19 protein-coding genes and 1 pseudogene are annotated in these 21738 nt (G+C 33.0%); 1 reads left to right on the forward strand and 19 read right to left on the reverse strand.

The window, feature by feature from the left end:
* Window positions 1-364: 364 nt before the first annotated feature.
* The 7 genes from G7Y57_RS16340 to G7Y57_RS16370 all read right to left on the reverse strand — a co-directional run bounded on the left by G7Y57_RS16340 (window position 365) and on the right by G7Y57_RS16370 (window position 7166).
* Window positions 365-1804: a ParB/RepB/Spo0J family partition protein gene (locus G7Y57_RS16340; RefSeq protein ID WP_165026655.1), complete on the reverse strand. Its 1440-nt coding sequence runs from the start codon at window positions 1802-1804 to the stop codon at window positions 365-367.
* Window positions 1750-2778, reverse strand: a complete 1029-nt coding sequence (locus G7Y57_RS16345) for a ParB N-terminal domain-containing protein (RefSeq protein WP_165026657.1) — start codon at window positions 2776-2778, stop codon at window positions 1750-1752. The genes G7Y57_RS16340 and G7Y57_RS16345 overlap by 55 nt, the downstream gene beginning before the upstream one ends.
* Entirely contained in the window at window positions 2771-3109 is a 339-nt protein-coding gene (locus tag G7Y57_RS16350) for a hypothetical protein (RefSeq protein ID WP_165026659.1), read from the reverse strand. Before G7Y57_RS16350 ends, G7Y57_RS16345 begins: the two co-directional genes overlap by 8 nt.
* 13 nt (window positions 3110-3122) lie before the next feature.
* Complete coding sequence (locus G7Y57_RS16355) at window positions 3123-3371, reverse strand: hypothetical protein (RefSeq protein ID WP_165026660.1); 249 nt, start codon at window positions 3369-3371, stop codon at window positions 3123-3125.
* 129 nt (window positions 3372-3500) lie between these two features.
* Window positions 3501-4538, reverse strand: a complete 1038-nt coding sequence (locus G7Y57_RS16360; RefSeq protein ID WP_165026663.1) for an ArdC family protein — start codon at window positions 4536-4538, stop codon at window positions 3501-3503.
* A 412-nt stretch (window positions 4539-4950) separates the two neighbouring features.
* On the reverse strand, window positions 4951-5841 hold the full coding sequence (locus tag G7Y57_RS16365) for a glycosyltransferase family 2 protein (RefSeq protein WP_165026666.1): 891 nt from the start codon (window positions 5839-5841) through the stop codon (window positions 4951-4953).
* 485 nt (window positions 5842-6326) lie between these two features.
* Window positions 6327-7166 (reverse strand): glycosyltransferase, encoded by an 840-nt coding sequence (locus G7Y57_RS16370; RefSeq protein WP_165026668.1) that lies wholly within the window; start codon window positions 7164-7166, stop codon window positions 6327-6329.
* A gap of 86 nt (window positions 7167-7252) precedes the next feature.
* On the opposite strand from G7Y57_RS16370, the gene G7Y57_RS16375 reads away from it, so the two are divergent.
* Window positions 7253-8104 (forward strand): glycosyltransferase family 2 protein, encoded by an 852-nt coding sequence (locus tag G7Y57_RS16375; protein WP_165026670.1) that lies wholly within the window; start codon window positions 7253-7255, stop codon window positions 8102-8104.
* A gap of 201 nt (window positions 8105-8305) precedes the next feature.
* Here G7Y57_RS16375 and G7Y57_RS16380 read toward each other — a convergent pair whose 3' ends face one another.
* The 12 genes and pseudogenes from G7Y57_RS16380 to glf form a co-directional block, all read right to left on the reverse strand.
* A complete protein-coding gene (locus G7Y57_RS16380; RefSeq protein ID WP_165026672.1) occupies window positions 8306-9517 on the reverse strand; it encodes a glycosyltransferase in 1212 nt (403 codons plus the stop codon).
* Between the two features lie 5 nt (window positions 9518-9522).
* A complete protein-coding gene (locus G7Y57_RS16385) occupies window positions 9523-10197 on the reverse strand; it encodes a lanthionine synthetase LanC family protein (protein ID WP_165026674.1) in 675 nt (224 codons plus the stop codon).
* Window positions 10198-10277: 80 nt separating this feature from the next.
* Window positions 10278-11687, reverse strand: coding sequence for an HlyD family secretion protein (locus tag G7Y57_RS16390; RefSeq protein WP_255491493.1), 1410 nt, complete (start codon window positions 11685-11687; stop codon window positions 10278-10280).
* A gap of 7 nt (window positions 11688-11694) precedes the next feature.
* Complete coding sequence (locus G7Y57_RS16395) at window positions 11695-13905, reverse strand: peptidase domain-containing ABC transporter (protein WP_165026676.1); 2211 nt, start codon at window positions 13903-13905, stop codon at window positions 11695-11697.
* Window positions 13902-15239, reverse strand: a complete 1338-nt coding sequence (locus G7Y57_RS16400) for a radical SAM/SPASM domain-containing protein (RefSeq protein WP_165026679.1) — start codon at window positions 15237-15239, stop codon at window positions 13902-13904. Before G7Y57_RS16400 ends, G7Y57_RS16395 begins: the two co-directional genes overlap by 4 nt.
* Window positions 15240-15312: 73 nt before the next feature.
* Window positions 15313-15504 carry a hypothetical protein gene (locus G7Y57_RS16405; RefSeq protein ID WP_165026682.1) on the reverse strand — a complete coding sequence of 64 codons (192 nt, stop codon included), beginning with the start codon at window positions 15502-15504 and terminating at the stop codon, window positions 15313-15315.
* A 14-nt stretch (window positions 15505-15518) separates the two neighbouring features.
* Window positions 15519-15701, reverse strand: coding sequence for a hypothetical protein (locus G7Y57_RS16410; protein WP_165026685.1), 183 nt, complete (start codon window positions 15699-15701; stop codon window positions 15519-15521).
* Window positions 15702-15714: 13 nt separating this feature from the next.
* Window positions 15715-15900 (reverse strand): hypothetical protein, encoded by a 186-nt coding sequence (locus G7Y57_RS16415; protein WP_165026688.1) that lies wholly within the window; start codon window positions 15898-15900, stop codon window positions 15715-15717.
* 74 nt (window positions 15901-15974) lie between these two features.
* Window positions 15975-17351, reverse strand: a complete 1377-nt coding sequence (locus tag G7Y57_RS16420; protein WP_165026691.1) for a S41 family peptidase — start codon at window positions 17349-17351, stop codon at window positions 15975-15977.
* 506 nt (window positions 17352-17857) lie between these two features.
* Window positions 17858-18769: a lanthionine synthetase LanC family protein gene (locus G7Y57_RS16425; RefSeq protein ID WP_165026694.1), complete on the reverse strand. Its 912-nt coding sequence runs from the start codon at window positions 18767-18769 to the stop codon at window positions 17858-17860.
* 4 nt (window positions 18770-18773) lie between these two features.
* On the reverse strand, window positions 18774-20630 hold the full coding sequence (locus G7Y57_RS16430; RefSeq protein WP_165026697.1) for a glycosyltransferase family 2 protein: 1857 nt from the start codon (window positions 20628-20630) through the stop codon (window positions 18774-18776).
* Window positions 20631-20638: 8 nt separating this feature from the next.
* Window positions 20639-21725, reverse strand: a pseudogene (gene glf, locus G7Y57_RS16435) (UDP-galactopyranose mutase).
* Window positions 21726-21738: the final 13 nt, after the last annotated feature.

Genomic DNA, 21738 nt, shown 5'->3' on the forward strand with positions numbered 1-21738 from the left:
ACTCTTACGACCACTTAAATAGTCCTGAATAATCTCTTGTTTTAATAATCGAGGCAAGCTACCTCTTCTTTTTTGTCCTGTCATTGGTTTACATGTTTTATTGTCAACCTATTTTAGGACAAGACAATTACCTATTATATGATAGATAATGGAAAAGCATATTATAAAAAGTCAGAGATACCAAGTTCTTTATTAAAAAAGAGGAGTAGATAAAATCAATCATCGTTTTCATTTGAAGTTTCCATTTTATTATTATTTTAATTTAAACTACGTCATTTACTGTCGGGAGATAGGATTTAAGACAAAGAACCCGGAAAACCGTGAGGCAATCCGGGTTTTTAAATTACCACATATATAATGTATACTACGCGGGTATTTCTGCAACTTTCTTTTTCCCTTTGGCTTCGTCAATCTTCTTAATTTTAGCCTCTATTAGTTGATTGTTCTTTTTATATGCACCCATGTGCTTATTCGCAATAGCATGAGTTTCGTTTGGAAAATATATCATAGAAAGTTGTGGCACTAAAAACGCAATTCTGGAATTAGGGTCTGATGAACTTGGAAAATGTTTTATTATAAATTCCCTTTGAAGCAAGTTCCTTTGTCCCGGAGTAATGTTTCTTATAATTGAATTTTTATCTTCATCTGTCAAAAAGGTCTTTTTTTCATCTGTAATTCCAAAGCGAATAAAATTCTTCTTTTCCAAAAAATTGAGAAGTAGGAACAAGTATATTTCATCTTCGGATATGGAAAACTCAATTTCCGGTATTGTATGGGTTTTTAAGACTTCCATAGATTCTTTATAAACATTCTTCATGGCCGCCTCTTTATTTTTCTTGTCCTGTTCTTTTAATTCAGAGATCGGATCAGACAGCGTTGTTTTTTCTACGGGTGCATAACATATTTTCGGATTACCATCCCCTATATATACAAACTTCTTATATTCACCGTTTTCAACCTTAGTTTCAATTTCTTCGACTTCATTATAAAATGCTAAATCTTCTATCTTATATTCTTCCAACGCCTTTTCATATTCGAAATTCATCTTAAAAGAGGAAGCCTCCGGTTTGATAGGAGCTACGGGATAATCCTTCGTAACAACTGTTTTTATCTCAAGCCCCTCGTCTTTCAGTTTAGCACCGATATCTTCTTTCACCTTATCAAAAGGATTGACGCAAAGGGTAATCGAAGGATTCTTTTCTGATTCGATTTTACAAAAGCTCAATGTATATTCATTACGTTTTTGTTGAAGGCACTCATTATTGGTGCATCGTCCCTGGCTGGATTCTGTAAACAGATCATACACTTCTGTATTAAATGGACAAGTAGTACATTGTGTTTTATCAAAATTGAATGTAGACAAGTCCATTGTATATAAACGTTGTATTCGCCCAGAAAAGTCTTTCATACCAAGGTCTTTCCAGTTTGTATTGCCGTCTGTAACGAAATGTTCGCTGTATACATCCGCTTGGATTTCTGCCGAGTACTTTGACAATTCAAAAGCCATCGTGAAAGTGATTTCATTCTCCTCAAGCATTTTACGGAAGTCATCGGTGAGTCTGAGCAATCTTAACCTGCCACGGATGTAGTTTAGGTTTTTTCCAAATTTAAGGACCAGATCTTCAATTGTATAATTATGGTTTTCAATAAAATACAAGAATCCATTCGCTTCCTCAATTGGTGATAAGTTTTTTCGTTCCAGATTTTCGGTCATGGCTATCCGCATAACCTCTTCGTCTGTTACCTTTTTTATAATTGCCGGTATTGTTTCATCCTTATTAAGAATAAATGCCTGTAACGGCATTCACCTGCAACTATTTGCAGTTTTTCATCTTTATATCGGAGAGTTACTGGATGTAATAATCCGATCTCTTTGATACTATAAGCTAGTTCTGCTATCTCTGATTCATTTATCCTTTTACGGGGATTCAATGGATTAATCGATATTTTGGACAATGGGATATCCTGTATTTTTCTTAAATCTGCTTTTTCCATGATTCTTCCTTTTTTTAATTCTTGTTCTTGGGATTGATTGATTGTCGTGTTTTTATAGCTTTCGTTCAGGCCCACTATGTAGATTTCAGCAGCACACTTGGTATGGGTAAATGATTCAGCCATATCTTCCCGATGAAGTACATTTAAGCGTTCAATATACCCTACTAGTTTAGGGGGACTTACTTTTGAAAGAAAGCCTTTCGGTAAGAGTAAGATCGCTTTGCCTTCATTGGTAAGTGAAGTTGATAACCAATTAAGAAACGGGATCAAATCCTTTTGCCCATGAGGAGGATTGGAAACAATCAGATCCCATTTTTCATTGGTCTCTCTTTGATTTTCATCGTCAGGTTTACTTTCTATAATAAAGTGCTTAAAGTCTGATTGAGGATAAATATATTTGCATACTTCAACCATTTCCGGATCTGCATCAAATCCTGTTACGTTAAATTTATTCTCCAGAAGGTATTTTGTTAATTGTCCTGTTCCACAACAGGCATCCAGCACTTTATGGTCTTTGGGTATGAAATTATTGGTCAGTTCTACTAGTTGCCTTGCGGTCTTATCGGGGGTCAAATACTGACTATTAATAACTCCATGCCGTTTTTGTCTTTCGATCATGGTATCAAATACCCAGTTATCTCCGCTATATTCAAAAGGTAATTCGCCAAATTTTTTCCAATAGAGCACAATTTCCAATAGTGTATCCGGATAGTTATATTTCCTGTTCTTAAAATAAGAGTTATTCAATGCATACCTCTTACCCACTTTTACTATTTTATTCATGATATTTTTGGTTTTGGTTATTAGCTGACTTTACAGCAATCAAATCCGTCCATATGCCCTTTTTATAGACATGATGTTCGAGCACCTCATTAGCCAGTTCGTATGTTATTACTTGTATATAAAGTGTATCATCTTTGTATTTGGTAGTTAATTCTTCCATTTCTGCTTTAGGGAACTCATTGGAGGAAGCAAATTCAAACTCGGTACTTACATCTTCCACTTCAATGGTACTGTAGCACTCAAATCGATTTTGGACCCATTTGACTATTTGCTTTAATTTGAATGTATCCTGACAATGGACTTCAAGGATATTGGTACATATATTTGCCATGTTTTCTGTGTTATTAAAATTTAGTATTCATAAACCGATAGATATTCTTTACTCCCTCCAACCTGTTTTTATTCAGAAACGAGTGCCAATACCTGTATTTACGGCTCCAGGAGAAGTTATTCAGGCGTACATGTTTGCGAATGTATGAGGGTGGTTTCGTAGCGAATACCAACATTATTTTTTTATTAGTCTGATTGACAGTCAGTTTCAGATAGTTCGATTTTGAACCCTTTTGTCTGCGGTGGTAGCTTTTTCGTGCCATACTCCTTAATTCATTATACCGTATATCGATCATTGTATATTGGTTAACTTTAGGTAAATCATATTCTCGTAAAAATGAAAAATCCCGTACGTTTTTAGTACAGGAATCATTTTATTTCTACAAATTGGTTTAATCGACTATTACAAGTTCTTCGGTTTCAACATTAGCTTTTTCTTTTGGTAACGAGCTTATCTCCTCAATAAAAGGTTCAAAATGAATTGTATCGAAAGTGTATTTCACAGCTTTGACTACATCGCTCAAAACATTTATCAGGTAATCAGGCTCTTTTTTCATTTTGTTTATCCAACCCTTCAGGTAACTTACATGATCTTCTCTAATCGTTGATTCAATACCCATATAATAGGACATGAGTGCTGCTGAAAGTTCTGCGACAAGTTCTTCCCGTGCATACTCCTCTGAGGTCTCATCCCCTTTTTCGAACCGGTTTAACCGACCTTCTGCTCCTGTGCTATGAGTCATTTCATGTAATGCTGTGGCATAATAGCTTTGTCCATCATTAAACTGTGTCTTTAGCGGAAGAACGATCCTGTCTTGTCTCAGGTTGTAGTGAGCTGAGTTGGATAATCTGATATCAAACGGGCACACCCAATGTTGATTATTAAGAATATTATCCAGAAACGGGTCTCTATACATTTCGTTCTGGTTTAAGCTGACTTCTTCATTAAACCTGTTCATTATTTCTGACCATTCTTCAGGGTATACTTTTTCATAGTCTGTCTGATCGAGGTTAAATACATCGAAAACCTTAATGCTGGGAACTTTATGATAGTCGGCCTGCATTATTTCGGGTAGTTCCATAAAAGCCGCTTCTGTAATTCGGTCATATGTACCGGGATTAAAATACATATACAGGAAATGGTACACCGGAAAGGAATGTTGTCCTTTTACACTCAATCCCAGTTCCTTTGCTTTTCTAAATGTCAAGAATACGGGAGTCCGATACTGTGTAAACATTAAATACACCAAAAGCATCATTGTATTTCCTCCCTGATAATGACGACCGGAGATATTCTGAGGTAAAAAATTCTTCTTTTTTACCTTAATCCAAGGCCTTGTCCAGTCTTTTTCGATTTCATTCATCTGCCGGATCATGAGTGCCGCAAATTTGCCGGCTACTTTCTCCATACTTTTACTAATTTTCTTCATAACATATTAATTATAATTATTATATACGTCATATGAGGGCTGACGCTTTGCCGTTCAAAGGCCAGTCAAAGGTCGTGTTCAGGACAATACAAAGCTTTTTTTGTGAAATACGAGCCTCGCTAAAGGCGAGGTATGGAGATTTCACAAAAAACCGGCAGGGGAAGCTTTTATTTCCGATGGAACACGAAGATACCTTTGCCTTTGAACGGTAAGCGTCAGGCTATGGAACTTACTTTTAGGACTTTAAAAGCATGTAAACAAATATTTAGAGTAACTAGATTAAAGGTAAACATTAGAAAAAACAAGGTCATACATATTTTATATTCAATGTGACCCGTAGAAAGGAGAAACTAATAGCAGTATATATTATTTCCAGTCACTTCTGTTAATCCTGAAAAAATTGTATTGTTATCTACATACGTAGAATATAAAATAAGTACTTAATTTTAAGCGCACACCTATATCTTTTCGTTTTAGGTTGATATATTAATAAATATTTATGAAAGGGCAAATGTTCTTTATATCTTGTCGATTCTTGTTGATAGTATTTGAGAATATTCTTGGAAGCATTCTGATTTATAGCTAATAAAAACATATTTAGATTATAGCCGACATATAATAAGGGAAGAATATCGTTTTTATTTTTTTTAATGAACTTAATACATGAGTTAAAATCTATTTGATTGGTCTTATTTATCAATGTAAAAATAACCGTCGGTTTTATTTTAGCTTTCAGCTTATATTCTTTACTGTAACGTACAATGAAGTCGTAGTCTTGATGCCTTTCTAATTCCTCATCCCATAAAAGGCTTTTTGCACTCTCTGTTGTCAAGAATAATGTTGAGGTTTGGGCACCATACCCATTACTTAGTAGATAGTTTATCATTAGCTCCTTTTCTTCTCGTTCCCTAGCATATACAATTCTCTCGTTTCCAGTTTCCAGATGACGAATAATTAAACTGCCATATAAACCATCGGAATCTGCAATAGAATTGATGCAATCTTTTAAATGATCTTTTAACCACAGATCATCTGAATCCAGCATAGCAATATATTTCCCCCGGCTATTCTTTATCCCGTAATTACGGGCAACATTAGCATTTTGATGCCTAAGTTTGAAATATTTTATCCGATCATCTTTGAAAGAGGAAATAATTGGGAGTAAATCTTCTTCTGAGCCATCGTCTACTACTAAAACTTCTATCTTATCGAACGTTTGTTCTCTCACGGAGGATAAAGTTTTATACAATAAATCAGGACGGTTATATGCCGATATTACAACAGAAATAATTGGTTTGTCCATAATATAAGTCCCCATGAAGTGTTACAGAATTTGATTATAAATGATTTAAGAAATATTTTTCACGATAGCATGATCTCGTACGCCTTAACAGTAAATACAATTCGTCTTCTAGAAGAGATTCCAGTATTGAGTTAGTTTAATAGTTGAAAATTCACTATTATTTCTTCTGTTTCGTATTTTAGAAATCCTTGTGTTTTTATTTTCTGGATAATAAATCTATCTGATGCAGCTATAGTTAGTCCAAACATCAGCATCACTATCCCAATATAACAATGCTGTTCGGTATAGAACAAAATCACACCTATATCTGTAATTTTATATAACTTTTATTTGTAATCGTTGAATGTTATAAAACATTGGTTATAAGTTTTTTATTTGTGGTTAGAAAACATATTCTCAATTTTTCGATAGAATATATAGATGAAAAATTAAGTAGATGCGATATTTTTACGTAAATAACATTTGGAAACTATCAAACTCATAAATCATTCAAACTGCTTACCATCATATATAGATAATTCTTCATTTTGCTTTTTCACTTTCTCTGACACATGTTCTATTTTTTGAATATCCTCCAATGATAAAATAGAACTTGCCATCATCAGAGTGAATATTTTTTCTTCGTCTATAGACAGTCGGAATCCTAAATTTCGCACGTATTGAGTTCTTGTTTGATCGGCATATCCGGCTTGTTTCACACTTTGGGCAGATGAAATTTGTTTACTATGCAAACGGTACTTCATTAGAACTTCAGGAATATTTATAATCTTTCCTTGAAGAGCGATCTTGCAAACAAGATCATAATCTGATGAATAATAATATGTTTCACTGTAACAACCAATAGATATTAAGGTATCCTTTCTAATCATTAATGAGGGATGTAGGAACATATTATTGATCAGTAATGATAGCTTTATAAAAGGGTAACTTCTGGGCTTTATATATATTTGTCCCCCTATAACCTCAAAATATGTTCCACAAGCTAAAAGAGACTCGTCGTTTTCTAATATGGAGACTTGTCTTGCTATTCTATGAGGTATGGCAATATCATCTCCATCCATCACACAGATATATCGCCCTTTAGCTCTTCTGATCCCTTCATTTCTACATGTATAATTGCCTCTATTGTCCTGACAAATGAGAAGCTGTATTCTGGAATCATCGAAAGTTCTGATAATATCAAGTGTATTGTCAGTAGATCCATCATCTATAATAATAAACTCGAAATCAGGGTATGTTTGTGTTAAGATACTAGTAATGGTTTCAAACACAAATCCGGCACAATTATAGGTTGGCATTACAACTGAAACAAGAGGATGTGGCATAGTATTAAAAGTTAAATATCTTTATAAAGATAGCAAAAAATACTATTTTTATAGAAAATAATGTATACCAATAAATACTTTCAGATATGAAAATACCCGTTATCAGCATTGTAATGCCGACCTATAATGCTTCAGAGTATATTAGTGTATCGATTGACAGTATTCTGGAGCAAATCTATGAAGATTTTGAACTTATTATTATAGATGATGGATCTACTGACAATACCATTGCGATAATAAGTACGTTTCGAGACGATCGGATTTGTCTGATTCGAAATGACCATGATTTCATCGGCTCTTTAAATTTAGGCATGACAAGAGCCCGGGGAAAATATATAGTCCGGATGGATAGTGATGATATTATGTTGCCTAATCGTTTGCAGATACAGTATAATTTTATGGAGATTAATCCTTCGATTGATGTTTCGGGTACATGGATGAAAACTTTTGGACAAAGAGAAAAAGAGATGCGTAATGCAGTTAATCATAATGCACTGCAACTTCAATCCATTTTATTTACGCCGATTTATCATCCCACTGCAATTTTCCGAAAAGAAGTAATATATAATTTCCCCAAGGTAAACGGTAACTACCAAATATATAATAAAGAATACATTTATGCAGAAGATTACAAGCTGTGGACAGTTCTGCTGATCAAAGGAAGCAAGTTTGCAAACATTCCTCAGATATTACTTCACTTCAGGCATTCCGAGACGCAGGTTACATCAGTTAAACAGAAAGAAATGTTACAAACGACACTTAGAATACAAAATGAATATATCGAATTTATAATGGAAAAAATTATAAGTAAGGATGAAAAATTTTATGACTTACTCGAGAGCAGCATTAAATTGTATAACATGAAAAAAATACCATTTAGCGGACTTAAGCAAATCGTCCATTCTATCTATTCGGAAGTTTTAGTCTCATATGAATAGAAATCCGGACGATTTAAATTTGAAAACTAATTGAAGATATACCTGTATATCGGGGATTAAAGTTATGTGACTGTTATTAATTATTTCCTAGTAAGCATATCTGATAAACTAGTCATTTGAACAGATGCTTTTTTCTCTACCAAAAGAGTGTTATTCCTATATCATTGCATGTTTGAGCAGAATATAAATGGTATTACCGGATTATAAATTCACAAGAAGCCCCGAATAACTTGGAATTGAATGACTTACAGAATACTTTCTATGATAACTCATTCTTGCACCAGCACTTAGCCGCAAACACAATTCATCTGAGAAGAGAAGTTCCAATATCGAGTTTGTTAAATTAACTTCATATTCTTTTTTATTTTTTCTATTTCCTATTTTAGCAACCCTGGCATTTATATCATTTTGGAACATTTCCTGCATACCAAATCCATCTGATGCAACAATCGGCAAGCCATGCATCAACATTTCAATGCCTGTATAACTACATTGCTCTGTATAGGAGGGAATCACACCTATGTCTGCTATTCTGTATAATTTTTCCAGTTCATTATGAGATATTTGCCCGGTAAACGTAATCTTTGATGAAAATTGTTTACTTAATTTAAAAATCTCTTCCGGGGAAAACATATTGCCAACCAATATAAGCCTACATGAGGAATATTTTTTTAATACTTTTTCAAAACTATTCAAAAGCTGTGGTACACCCTTGGGGATGGTAAGGCGCCCTACGGCAATAATAACCTTCTCTTTTCCATCAATATAGTATTTTTCTTTTAACTTATTCTTTTCTCTTGTCAGAATATTTTTATATGAATCAATTAAATAATTTGACATATAATAGATTTTATCCGTACTAATTTTATATATTTTTTCTAATACATTAGAAGTTTGTTTAGATAAACTAATTATTCTATCCACTTGATCAAAAATTTGTTTTGTCTTTTTAATATCCTCCACTATCTTTGAATCATTATTCTTTTGCTCTCTTAATATCTTCATCAATTGGGGAACATCTCCTAACAAAGGTGCTGTCCATGACAAATCGTGTATAATAAAAACGACTTTCGATAATGGAAATAAATTTTTCAATGATTCGACCAAATTTTCACAAGGGCTATGGTTTATAAAAAAAATATTGTCCGCAGAGTCTCTAATGTATAATCTAAGCAATTGACAGGCGACTGAAGAGCGCTCATTCAAATAGTTAATATTAAATTGGGGAAACAGAATATAATCAACATCTTTTTCTTTCCGTATTGTAAATTCTTTCTCTAGCGAATTAAACTCAATAACTGTAATATTAATTTCTGGAATGTGCTTAAATATATAAATAACCTGCGAAAGGAATTTGCCAATACCATTGTACTGAGAAGATATATACTGATCTATTATGTAGACATTTTTCATAAAATTCAATTTATAATTATCGAGGATAAACCATTAGATAAGCCCAAAGGATAAGATTCAATTTTCTTTATGTCAAATTCAGCCAGGCTATTTTTTGCAATATCAATTTCTCCTACATATTCAAAGATACCTTTTTCGATAAATTCTATATATTGAGTGGAAACATTACAGAACATTCCTTCATTATCGGTATTATTTATACTTTTTATTTTATGATATAATTCGATGAGATAAGTTTGATCAAATGGACATTTACTTTTCTGGATTTTACACCCTTTTATATGCATTAAAATATAATGAAGCAATCCTTGTAAGCCAGTCTCAAAGCTGTCATCTGAAACACGTCTAATATCTGATAACATTATGGATCTATTTATTTCAATACAAATATCAGAACTATCAGCTTCTACAAAGTTATTTTGTATCAAATATTCTACACCCCAGCCTATTCCGGATAAGCCTGATTTAAGACCGATAGGCATTCTTTTGTTTAGTTTATTTAAAACTTCATCGAGTAAATCTCCGGCAAAGCATTCATATGTATTATTATCTGTTTCCTTGCTTAATAAATAGAAAGTTATTGCAATTCCCATTTTTCCTTCTAATAATCCTAATTCTTTACAAAATCCGGAATTAAGCATTAAATGATGTATCAAACGCTGTTTTAAATTAAATTCCATACCTCTATGTTTTTCTTTTTAAACTTTCAAGATTAACCCATATTAATTCCGAAACAACTTACATTTTCAAAAGTTATTCATTAATCCATACTTTCTGTCCAAATTTTTCTAAGGGGCATAAAGAACCGTTCGAGTAATGAAATATCTTCAGCTATGATATCTGCCTGGGCTTCCATTTCGGGTAGGTAGGGAAGCTCCTTCTTGTATGTTGTGGTCAACCCTTGTGGCAATTCTATCTCCACAGTATAGAAACTTACTCCCTGTGCATCTTTTATAGGAACCATCGATATATTTTTCACTCTTCCTTTGATAATACCATATTCATTATCTGGAAAATTTGCAAAGCGAATATTAACTTTTTGTCCGGGTTTTACTTTGCCAGAACGTGTCATTGGCATTTGGGCTTTTCCTACGATTTCCTTATTGTTATCAGGTATAACCGTGAACACGGTTTCACCGGCAGTCACATTTTGATTCTTTGTCCAATAATTGGTAAATGTGACCTGCCCCCCTATCGGAGAAATAAGAACGTAATTTAACTCCCATGTTTGTATTTCCATTAATAATTGGGTAATAAATGTTTTCAACTGGGTTTCTAATGTATTCTTTTTATCCTGATATTGGTATTCTATGTCTAGTAGATTTTCCTCCATTTGGGTAATTTGCATTTCCGTATTTTGTATGGTTGATTGCATATTTTCTAAAGAAAGATAGCCTTGTAGGTATTTGTTTTTTGAAGATTCCAATTCTTCTGGCGAGATGACTCCCCGTTTATTTAGGAGGGAATCACGTTGATATTGATTCCGATTGAGTTGGAATTGTTCTTTAACTATTGCTTTTTGACCTATCATATTGTTATAATACTCCTGATATTGGCTAATCCGTTCTTTCATGAAATCAATCTTTTGGGTATAATACTGTAAGCGTTTGAATTCATGGTAATTAAAAAGAGTGATATAAAAATTAGAATATAGAGGTTGTATTGAACCTAAATTTAGATCTTTAGGAGGCAGGGATAAAATTGTGTCTACATTTATGTTTAATTGACTGAGATATAGTTTCAGGGTTTGTATATCGTTTGTATTTGCCGGATTTTCTATGATTGCCATGTAACCTCCTGCTTTCATAGTCTGCTTGTCCTGAATTTTTAATTCCTGTATTTTGCCTGAAGTGCGGGCAATCATTGACGCTACCGGAGTACTTCCGGTAAGGGTCATCGAGGTAGTTATAATGTCTGGATATTTGAAAACTGCACTACCTATCAGGATGATTACGATTATAATAGCAATTATCGTAATGCCTCGCCTGAGTATCCATGAAGGGACATGCCCCAATACTTCCTGGAACTCTTCACTTCTTAGTTCTATTTTGGAATCGCTCTTTGAAGCCTCAACTAGCGTAAAACCACAACTTCTTTTTGATTTTTCAGATTCAGGTGTATCTTTTACTCCGTCTAAACTTTTTATATTATTTTGTCCTTTATCCATCATATCTTCTTTACATGCCCAACTCCAATTGATTTTTCACCAAAGTGTAATAAACCCCTTTTTTCTCTGTCAACTCTTTGTGTGTACCCTCTTCGAGTATTTCACCCTTTTCCATAACGACAATATTATCTGCATTTTGTACTGTACTTAAACGGTGGGCTACAATAATAACTGTCTTACCTTTGTAAAATTGATTTAAGTTATCTAATATTATTCTTTCATTATTTGCATCTAAAGCGTTAGTCGCTTCATCAAAATACAAAAAGTCCGGGTTCTTATATACGGCTCTTGCTATTAAAAGACGTTGCCGTTGTCCTTGACTGATACCGTTTCCTTCCATTCCTATTTTTGTATTGTATTTAAGAGGCAGTGATTCTATAAATTCTTTGATATTAGCCACTTCTACAGAATGAAGTAATTTTTCCTTATCTATAATATCTTCGCCTACTGCAATATTATTGGCAATAGTATCCGAAAAGATAAACCCGTCCTGCATGACAGCTCCTGATTTTTGACGCCACAGGTGCGGGTTAATGTCGTCAAGAATGAGGTCATTTATCTTAATTTTTCCTTTATTGGGCTGATAGAAAGCTAACAAAAGCTTTATCAGAGTAGTCTTACCACTTCCGCTTGCTCCAACTATCGCAGTCACTTTGTTCTCTGGTATAGTCAGGTTAATTCCGTTCAAAACATAGTCTCTATCGGCTCCGTCGTAGCTGAAGTACAAATCCTTTATGTGGATTGTTTTTTCTGTTGGCAGCTCAGTTATTTGCGATTCTATGCCTTGCTCTTCATCGTCTTTATTGTGGATTTCATTTAGCCTGTCGAGGCTTATTTTAGCATCTTGTGCTGCTTGTACGAAGCCTATAACTTGACCGACAGGTCCCGACAGCTGTCCTATAATATAGCTTACAGCCATCATCATACCCAGTGTCATGCTTCCTTCTATTACGGAACGGGCTGCGATAAACGAAATAAACAGAGAAGTTGTTTGGCTGAAGAAGACCGAACCCATTTGCTGATATTGTCCTAAAGCAAGGCCTTTGATGCTGATCTTAAAGAGCTTTATTTGTATTCGTTCCCATTTCCAGCGTTGCTGCTTTTCGCAGTTATTGAGCTTTATTTCCTGCATTCCCGTTACTATTTGTACAAGGTTGCTTTGTTCTGCCGATGCCTGCGAGAAGCGTGCCATATCTAATTTGCGGCGGTAACGCAGAAATAATAATATCCATCCAATATATAATGCATTGCCCAATATGAATACGCCCAGTATCGTAAGATTGTAATAGGCTAGTATAGCCCCAAATATGATGAAGTTGACAAATGAAAATAAGGTAGTCAGTGTAGATCCGGTCAAAAAAGATTTGATCCGGTCATTGTCTCCGATACGTTGCATGATATCTCCCACATTCTTTGTATCGAAGAAACGAAGGGGCAGTTTCATCAATTTAGCGAGGAAGTCTGATATTAAAGATATGCTGATACGGCTGTTGACATGAAGTGTAATCCAGTTGCGGATAAACTCTACTGTAAGTTGTGTGACAAATAGTATCAATTGAGCGATTAATACTAATGTTATAAAACTTAGGTTACTGTTACCGATACCCTGATCTACTACTGCTTGTGTCAGGAAAGGCAGTATCAACGAGAGGACACTACCTACTAGTAATCCGATAATCAATTGTATAACTTGTGATCTGTAGGGCTTCAGGTAACGCAAAAAATAGCTTATGCTTTTACCGGAATTTTCCAATCCATCGTCATGGATGTAAAAATCGGGAGTAGGTTCTAAGATTAAAGCTGTACCTATATCTTCTCCTGTCAGGCGTGATGTGATCCAGCATTTGAGGAATTCTTTTTCATTTAAAATATATTTTTCTCCTGCCGGGTCTGAAATTTTAATTATGTATTCACTTCCTTTCTTTTTAATGTCGTAACAGACTACAAAGTGATTTTGGTTCCAATGTAAAACGCAGGGAAATGGTTTTTCGTTTACTAGTTGATCGAAAGTCGTTTTTATGCCGTTAGTCCTGAAGCCAATTGCTTCGGCAGCATCACTGATTCCCAACATGGATACACCTTCGCGGGTTATAAAACTCTTTTCACGCAAATACTGCACAGAGAAACTGCGTCCATAGTATTTGGCTATCATTCGCAAACACGTAGGACCGCAATCCATCGAATCTAATTGACGGTATGAAGGGAAATTTTTAATTTTCATCTGTAATTTAAAAGTGGAGCTAATGCTTTACCTGATTTTTCAAACTCTGTCATAATATAATCAAGAGTAATCTCTATTCCGGCTTTAAAACAATACTTATTAAAGTCATCTCCTCGATGGACCTGATACATTTTTTGACTGCAAGGTGCAAAACACACAGGTAAATATTTACAGTTCATACAAATATCATTTTCAAATGTTGCTTTGGCTATTTTAATCGGTAATTTATCGTTATGCCACATGATCTGTCCATCTTCTGTCAAAACTCCGTCTTCTTTTTCTTTTTCAAAATTTCTGGCTGTACATTTAAAAACTCTTCCGTCATAATTAATAACAGCTTGTTTAAATTTGTCAGCATAACAAGTATAACCGGCACAATTGAGTATGTTTTTTTCAACTCTAAAACCGGCCTTTTCAAAAGTCAATTTAGCCTCTTCAAACTCCTTTATATCTAATTTGTCTTTATCTTTATCTTGCCAAACTTGCTGTAAGAGTATCGTTATTTTATTTCTAACAGATAGAGGGAAAGAGTCAATTATAGAAGTAATGTCGTAAAACGAATCCATTGTGAAATTTATTCTTACAGCAAGGTTTTTAGGCTCTAATCTTTCTGCTAATAATATAATATTCTGAATAATTTTATCATATGAATTATGGTTATTATTCTGAAATCGGATGGTATTGTGGACTTCTCGTTTACCATCTAAGGTAATTTGCAGAGATTGCATATTTATTTCTTTAAAAAATGTAATGATTTCTTCATTGATAAGATACCCATTTGTAGTAATTCCTGATTCAAATAATATACCACTATTTTCACATATTTTCTTTGCTTCCACAGCCAAAGTTTTCATAACTGTTTTATAACACAACAGAGGTTCTCCACCAAACCAATCTAAGTAGAATACAGTCATTCGTTTTTGCTCAACCAAATTCTGAATATACTGTAAAGTGTTTGAAATTATAGATTTATTCATCCTTTTTTTAGAATGTGTTTCATAACAGTACCAACAGTTAAAATTACAATTTAAAGTAGGATTAATTGTAAGCCGGTATTCTTCGGAATTGAAAATATACATACGGTTCTTTAAAAGTAAAGATTGATTCGCTGTTTTGTCCAAATGAGTATCCTGTATAACACCTAATTTATACATTGTATTGAAAAAAACAGAGTTTTTTATTTGTAATTGTTCTAAGTCATCTGAATAATCCATCAATTCTTGATGCTTTGCACAATCAATTGAAAATAACAACTGTTTTAAGAGGTTGACACCAACAGTTGTATCTCCAATTTTTTTTATACAGTTATATTGGCTTAGAGTATATTTTTTCATAGTATTATAAGTTATGTTATGTATTTATAAGAAAGGAGAATATTGCTACTCTCCCTTCTCGTCATAATCTTTATCAGTAAGTGCAAGTGCAAGAGCACCCAATTACATCATTCTGATTAGATGTAGCAGATGGAGCGTTATAAAATGTACAAGAACATGTATGTGAACGGTTACTATTCACTACATCACGACCTCCTTTTAATTGCTTGAGTTCATTTGGACTCAACACTGTTTCATCGAGTTTGATTCTATTAATTTTTTTCATAATTTTTTAAGGAATTAATATACACATGTACAAGCACAACCTTCGACACTATTATAATTCGTCAATGATGGTCCATTATAGAATTTACAATTGCATCCGGAAGCAATATTTTTGTTCATATCACCACCTCTTAGTTGTTTGAGTTCTTCTTGTGATAATAGAACTTCCTCTAGTTTAATTTTTTTAATTCTTTTCATAATCATAAACTTTTTAATATCCTACACATGTGCAACTACAGCCGCCTACTGTATTCTTATTGGTATATGATGGGGCATCATAAAAGGTACAACTACATGACGAAACTTTATTAATATTTTTATCGCCTCCTTTTAGTTGTTTAAGCTCGTCATTTGTTAACAACTCCTTGTGTAATTCCAGTTTTTTAAACTTTTTCATGTTTTTTGATTTTAATGTTAAATATATTTACAGAACGCTCTATCTATTATCTCTAAAAAGAATTAAAAGCCAGATTAATTCTTACTGTTAAAATATTTCATTGCAGTATCTAAAACAGTATCTTTCCCATTCAAAAAATCAGACACGTTTTGTTTAGTTATAATATCTGGTTGAATACCTTTTCCTACGAAAGGTTTACCAGAATATGGAAATAAAATCCGAAGAGAACAGATTCTCGCCAACGCTCCGTGAGGAAGCGGCACCATTAAGGGTGCACCTGTAGAACCACCTGTCGGTTCACCTATTAATAGTGGCCTATTGGGAACCTCATAAATATTTACCAAAAAGTCTTCTGCGGCAGAAAAAGTATACTTACCTATCAGAATTATAACAGGACAATCAAATGGTTTTATTTTTTTATCTACAATTATTGTATCAGGGTTGTTTTCTTTGTATGCTTTTCCTAAATAAAAGTCTTTGTATTCATCGCGATAATTCCCTTGAGACCTACCATAACTATCATTAATTCTCGTCTGTGAACCAAAAGACAAGAACGTTCTATTATGCTCCAAATACATTTGTAAATGCTCAGCGACATTGCTAGAACCGCCACCATTAGCTCTTAAATCAATAACCAGTCCTTTGGCTTTTTCGTTTACCAGTGATGCTAATGAATCTATTTCCGTACATAGTGTTTCCGGCCAAAAGGCTCTTATATTCAATATGGCAATTTCACCATCCCACGTAAGGTTTATCCTGCTTCTATTCTGCTGCTTAGTTTCCTTAGCCCATACCCAATATGAATCATTTGGGGTTCGAGTCGTTTCTCCATTTCTTTCTATGGAAAAATTTACAATACTACCATCTACTTTTCTTGCCCTTCCTTTTAAGTATGTGTCTTTCCGGCCACTTAGTAATTTTGAAATAGATTGAAACCATCTATGATTGTCCGTTGATGCAGAAATATCAGGATAAACATATTGTTCAATGTATTTTTTTACAGGGATATCCTCTATTTCAAGAATTTCAGCTCCTAAAAGAGTAGAATCTATACCTGCATTCTTTCTAATTGTTGTAAAATAAATTTTTCCATCTATATCTGTAACATTGGCAGGAATGTAATCATTATACTCATTCCAACCATAAGTCCTTTCGATAAGTTCGGTGTGTCCGTCATTAAATGAAGCTATAAACCGTTGTAAGGCATCATAGTATTCAATATCATTAGTTGTATTTAAAATTATGGGGATTGTTGAATTATATAAACTATCTAAATCAAAATCTATCCGATCTATATTTACAAAGTTGTATTTTATTTCAGACCAAACTTTACTTAATCCAAAGAGCTTGTCTTGTTGAGTATTAATCTGTGGATAACTTATGTTATTACTTTGAGTATATCCATAAATTTGAATAAATAAAGCAAAAATTAAAATAATACTTTTTTTCATCTTTATAAGTGTGTTAATTTATAAATTTAAACTAACTAGTATTAATACATTAAATATATTAACATCATTTTTTCAGGTACCTTGATTGTTTTCGGTATAGTCTATTCAATAATAATCTTTAATATTATAAAGACGCAAATCAAAAAATAAGATTGATCACATTAAACATCATTTAAAAATTTGGGCGCAGTTTAACCTTTACGCCAAAGCACTTTTATTGAAATACAATTTTCATTAATGAAAAAACATCAATATTAGCCCCTATAAAGTTAACATATTTACTTAAAAGACAAAAATAGTTTAATTAATATAAATTTATTTTTATTAATAATTAACACAATTAATATCAATAAAAGAAATGTGAACAAACAAATTATCTCATAAGCTAAAGTAGTTGTCATTCAAGCATTTACTTACAAACAAAATAAATTGCTTTTTTAATAGTATTGCACAACGGGCATAGGATTTCCTAAACTTTCAATACATAAGCTATTCTTTACGCAAAATCAATTACCGTAGATTTGACTTATTCTTATCAGTTCAATACCTAACCCGGCTAATCCATTATAAACTGAAAGGTCAGACGATTCTAATTCTTGTATTTTTGTTTTAAGTAGCTCTTCTAGAATTATGGGATCGATCATTGTTTCTTCAAAGATATTACTAAAAGGGTAGATTAAATTGGTCCAACTTCTGCCCAATATATTTAAGTGAATATTTTCGCCAGGTAAGAGATCTTGCCATTGCTTTACTCTTTCAGAGCAGTCAAATTCATTAATATACCTTCTTAACAAAGCAATTTCAGCATCAATATATTTTTTATTATTTATAATATCTGCAATATAAATATATAGCCTGTCCAATAACTCTTTACACTGCTCCGGTTCAATATTGAGACTGATTGATTTAACTATAAAATAAATTACAGAATTTAAATAAGCCAATGATAATAAATTCTTATTTTCATGAAGAAAGTCTTTACACAAAAGAATAGTCTCCCGGATAGATTCGATATCTTCTCGCTGAAGAATATATAAGCCTTTCGAGAAGAAATTAATTTCCGCATCTAAATCTGATTTAAAATCATTTAGTCCCATTTTTTTAACGTTCAAATCTACCTCTGCCAGAATATCACTCTCTGCTTCTATAAAATTATTTTTTATCAAGTAATCAATACCCCAACCTATACCGCATAATCCATTCGAAAAATCTTTGGGGGTATTTTGATTCAATTGAGTGAAAATATTCTCAATACAGTCATCAGAGAATTCAGAATATATGTTATTACCAGAGTAGCGTGCATAATGATAAAAAAAAAGTGCTATTCCAAATTTTCCTTTTAATAAACCTAAATACTCTACATTTTGGACATTTATATAAATAGTATTGGCTATTTGTCTTAAAATACTGTTATACATAGTATTAATTTTTTATGTGTTTTTTTGATTCAATAACTTTTCTAAAAAAATCAATAAGATCTGGAACATGATAATCAAAGCTGAATTTCAACCTGTGATTATAAACATTTGTTCTCAATGTGGTCATAAGTTTTTCATCTTTGAGTTGATTTGCCAATTCTTCGTAAGTATCAAAAAAAAGACCTAATTTGTGATTTTTTATATGTGATTGCATAGCCACAATATGATTCTGATTATTCTTTTGAATCATAGGTAAACCTGCTGCTGCAAGAGTGTTCATACGTGCCGGCATATTTAAATCGTTCCAGCCGGCGTTCATTAATATTCCATTGTTTTGACTATCGAAACAATGTAACCATCCGGCATCATATTTAGAGAATTCTTCCACCCACTTGTCTGATGCGCAATGAGGGTGTAAGTGAAAATGATCAGGGGCAATTTTTAAAGCTTCTTTATTATAAGCTTCTCTTTTTTCATAGTAATTTTCAATATATACATGTAAATGTATATTGTTTTGAGCCAGATTTTCAATATCTTCTGTCTCTATACCAATAATTCTACCGGGTACAACTGTATGTATTTCTCCGTCAAATGTTGAAATACGAGGAGAAAAATCGTTTGTGAAGGAATCCTGTTGAGGAAGGTCTCCATCCAGAATGTATGATAAACCCGTTTGGGGAATAAACTGTTCATACCATTGTTTTATTTCAGGATTTATATAAATTTTACCGTCTGCCTGATAATATAATTCAGTAAGTTGATCCCACATTCCGTATTGGCGACAAAGAAAAGGGCCTTCTTTAAAATGCCATACAAACGGAATTCCTAAATTCTTTCTTAGGACTTCATGTGCAATTTTTACGGCTCCAAAATTAAGGGTAGCATAGATAATATCCGGTTTTATTTCTTTTATTGTCTTCTCCCAATTGTCATAGGGTATGTCAATTACATTTCCAAACGGTAGATGTCCTACAGTAGAAAAACTAAAATGAGGGGGTGTTACCCATAAACCATATAGTGTATGCCCTAACTCCTCTAATGCATAGATTCTTTCCGGATTATAAGATAACTCACCGACTATAAGTATTTTCAGGGGATTCTTTTCTTCGCGAACAACATTTATAGGACGATATTTTTTATAGGCTTTTTCTTCATCGATAAATTTATATTTTGAAACTTTCATTTTTATAGGTTCCTGCACGTTATAATACTGTCTGTATAGGTTCAATCCTCCTCCGTTATTTTCATCAACAAGTTTATGGTGCTGATAGGGATGTATAGTCCAATTTGAAGTTTCATCATTTATATATTTAAAAATACCATTGGATATTAATTTATGCCAGAATAAATCAAATAGATTCCCTGATACCCATTCATCCCTTGTGATCCAGCGGTCATCTGTTTTTTTATGTGCAGTTTGAACTAATTGGAGGCTCTGAAAATTAAATAGTCCGTTAGTCGTTTCATTCACAGTATTGAAAATCGAATCTTTAACTTCTGATTGAGTCTTTGCATATACCAGGACAATATCATCAGACTTCTTTAACTCCTGGTATAATACTTTCAAATGATTTTCAAAATAAAAGTCATCGGATGGCAAATAGGCTATATACTTGTATTTTGCAATATCTAAGCCTTGATTTAGTGCGTAACCTAATCCTTTGTTTTCAGAGTTCTCTATATATGATATCCTGTCAGTTTGTAAATATTCCAGTATAAAATCACGAGTAGTATCTGTAGAGCCATCATTAATTATTATTAGCTCCCAATCGCTATAAGTTTGGTTAAACAGGCTCTTTATTGCCCGTCTGATATAGGACGCTTGGTTGTAGGTTGGCATAATAATTGAAAATCCTTCCATATATCTTTTTATATTTTATTGTTAACCTTTGCATATAGTTTTAATGATTCAGATACAATCTGATCCATATTATAATATTTATATGAACCTAACCGTCCTCCAAAAAAGACATTCTTCTCAAAATTAGCCTTTTGCATATATTTGTCAAGAATCTGATTATTTTGATCAGTGTTAACCGGATAATAAGGTTCTGTTTCCTCTTTCCATAACTGGGGATATTCTATAGATATAACTGTTTTTTCTTGCTGTCCAAATTCAAAATGTTTATGTTCTATAATTCGAGTGAAAGGTGTTTCTATATCAGTATAGTTAATTACAGCATTTCCTTGAAAATTGTTGGTGTTCAAAACGTAGAGACCTGTACTCCAATGCTCCATAACAATAATCGAAATATTGATCAATCATACCTGTATAAATTACAGTCTTTGCCATGTCAGACAATTCCCTATTTAAAAGAAAATTAGTATCCAGTAAAGTATCTGCTTTTGAAAAACATTTTTTAAAAATAGGGTTATACCCACCTACAGGTATTCCCTGATAGGGATCATTAAAATAGTTGTTATTGAATGAGAATCTTAGAGGTATTCGCTTTATTATAAAAGCAGGTAAATCTCTGGTCTTTTTCCCCCACTGCTTTTCAGTATATCCTTTTATCAGCTTATTATAAATATCATAACCGACTAAACATAGGGCCTGTTCTTCAAAGTTTTTAGGATTATCAATTTTAAGACATTGGGATTCGATTTTTTTCAAGGCATCCGCAGGCGTTATTGTCTTCCATAATTGATAGAACGTGTTCATATTAAAAGGCAGATTATAAAGCTCATCTTTATATTTAGCCAAAGGAGAGTTGACATAGTGGTTGAAACTACATAATTCCTGCATATAATTCCAAATACTTTCATTATCTGTATGAAAAATGTGGGCTCCATGCATATGAACATTAATCCCAGCAATATTCTCGCAGTATAAATTTCCACCAATATGAGATCTTTGTTCTACTACAAGACATCGCTTCCCTTCTTTTGCCGCTTCTATGGCAAAAACAGCATTAAAAAGCCCTGCTCCAACTAATAAGAAATCATATTTAGACATAAGAAATATTTTT

The organism is Dysgonomonas sp. ZJ279 (genome assembly GCF_011039205.1).
Lineage (GTDB): Bacteria > Bacteroidota > Bacteroidia > Bacteroidales > Dysgonomonadaceae > Dysgonomonas.

Bases quoted from the DNA above. Each gene is read 5' to 3' on its own strand.
- G7Y57_RS16340 (WP_165026655.1), bottom strand. From the start codon at position 1,804: ATGCCGTTACAGGCATTTATTCTTAATAAGGATGAAACAATACCGGCA.
- G7Y57_RS16345 (WP_165026657.1), bottom strand. From the start codon at position 2,778: ATGAATAAAATAGTAAAAGTGGGTAAGAGGTATGCATTGAATAACTCT.
- G7Y57_RS16350 (WP_165026659.1), bottom strand. From the start codon at position 3,109: ATGGCAAATATATGTACCAATATCCTTGAAGTCCATTGTCAGGATACA.
- G7Y57_RS16355 (WP_165026660.1), bottom strand. From the start codon at position 3,371: ATGGCACGAAAAAGCTACCACCGCAGACAAAAGGGTTCAAAATCGAAC.
- G7Y57_RS16360 (WP_165026663.1), bottom strand. From the start codon at position 4,538: ATGAAGAAAATTAGTAAAAGTATGGAGAAAGTAGCCGGCAAATTTGCG.
- G7Y57_RS16365 (WP_165026666.1), bottom strand. From the start codon at position 5,841: ATGGACAAACCAATTATTTCTGTTGTAATATCGGCATATAACCGTCCT.
- G7Y57_RS16370 (WP_165026668.1), bottom strand. From the start codon at position 7,166: ATGCCACATCCTCTTGTTTCAGTTGTAATGCCAACCTATAATTGTGCC.
- G7Y57_RS16375 (WP_165026670.1), top strand. From the start codon at position 7,253: ATGAAAATACCCGTTATCAGCATTGTAATGCCGACCTATAATGCTTCA.
- G7Y57_RS16380 (WP_165026672.1), bottom strand. From the start codon at position 9,517: ATGAAAAATGTCTACATAATAGATCAGTATATATCTTCTCAGTACAAT.
- G7Y57_RS16385 (WP_165026674.1), bottom strand. From the start codon at position 10,197: ATGGAATTTAATTTAAAACAGCGTTTGATACATCATTTAATGCTTAAT.
- G7Y57_RS16390 (WP_255491493.1), bottom strand. From the start codon at position 11,687: ATGATGGATAAAGGACAAAATAATATAAAAAGTTTAGACGGAGTAAAA.
- G7Y57_RS16395 (WP_165026676.1), bottom strand. From the start codon at position 13,905: ATGAAAATTAAAAATTTCCCTTCATACCGTCAATTAGATTCGATGGAT.
- G7Y57_RS16400 (WP_165026679.1), bottom strand. From the start codon at position 15,239: ATGAAAAAATATACTCTAAGCCAATATAACTGTATAAAAAAAATTGGA.
- G7Y57_RS16405 (WP_165026682.1), bottom strand. From the start codon at position 15,504: ATGAAAAAAATTAATAGAATCAAACTCGATGAAACAGTGTTGAGTCCA.
- G7Y57_RS16410 (WP_165026685.1), bottom strand. From the start codon at position 15,701: ATGAAAAGAATTAAAAAAATTAAACTAGAGGAAGTTCTATTATCACAA.
- G7Y57_RS16415 (WP_165026688.1), bottom strand. From the start codon at position 15,900: ATGAAAAAGTTTAAAAAACTGGAATTACACAAGGAGTTGTTAACAAAT.
- G7Y57_RS16420 (WP_165026691.1), bottom strand. From the start codon at position 17,351: ATGAAAAAAAGTATTATTTTAATTTTTGCTTTATTTATTCAAATTTAT.
- G7Y57_RS16425 (WP_165026694.1), bottom strand. From the start codon at position 18,769: ATGTATAACAGTATTTTAAGACAAATAGCCAATACTATTTATATAAAT.
- G7Y57_RS16430 (WP_165026697.1), bottom strand. From the start codon at position 20,630: ATGGAAGGATTTTCAATTATTATGCCAACCTACAACCAAGCGTCCTAT.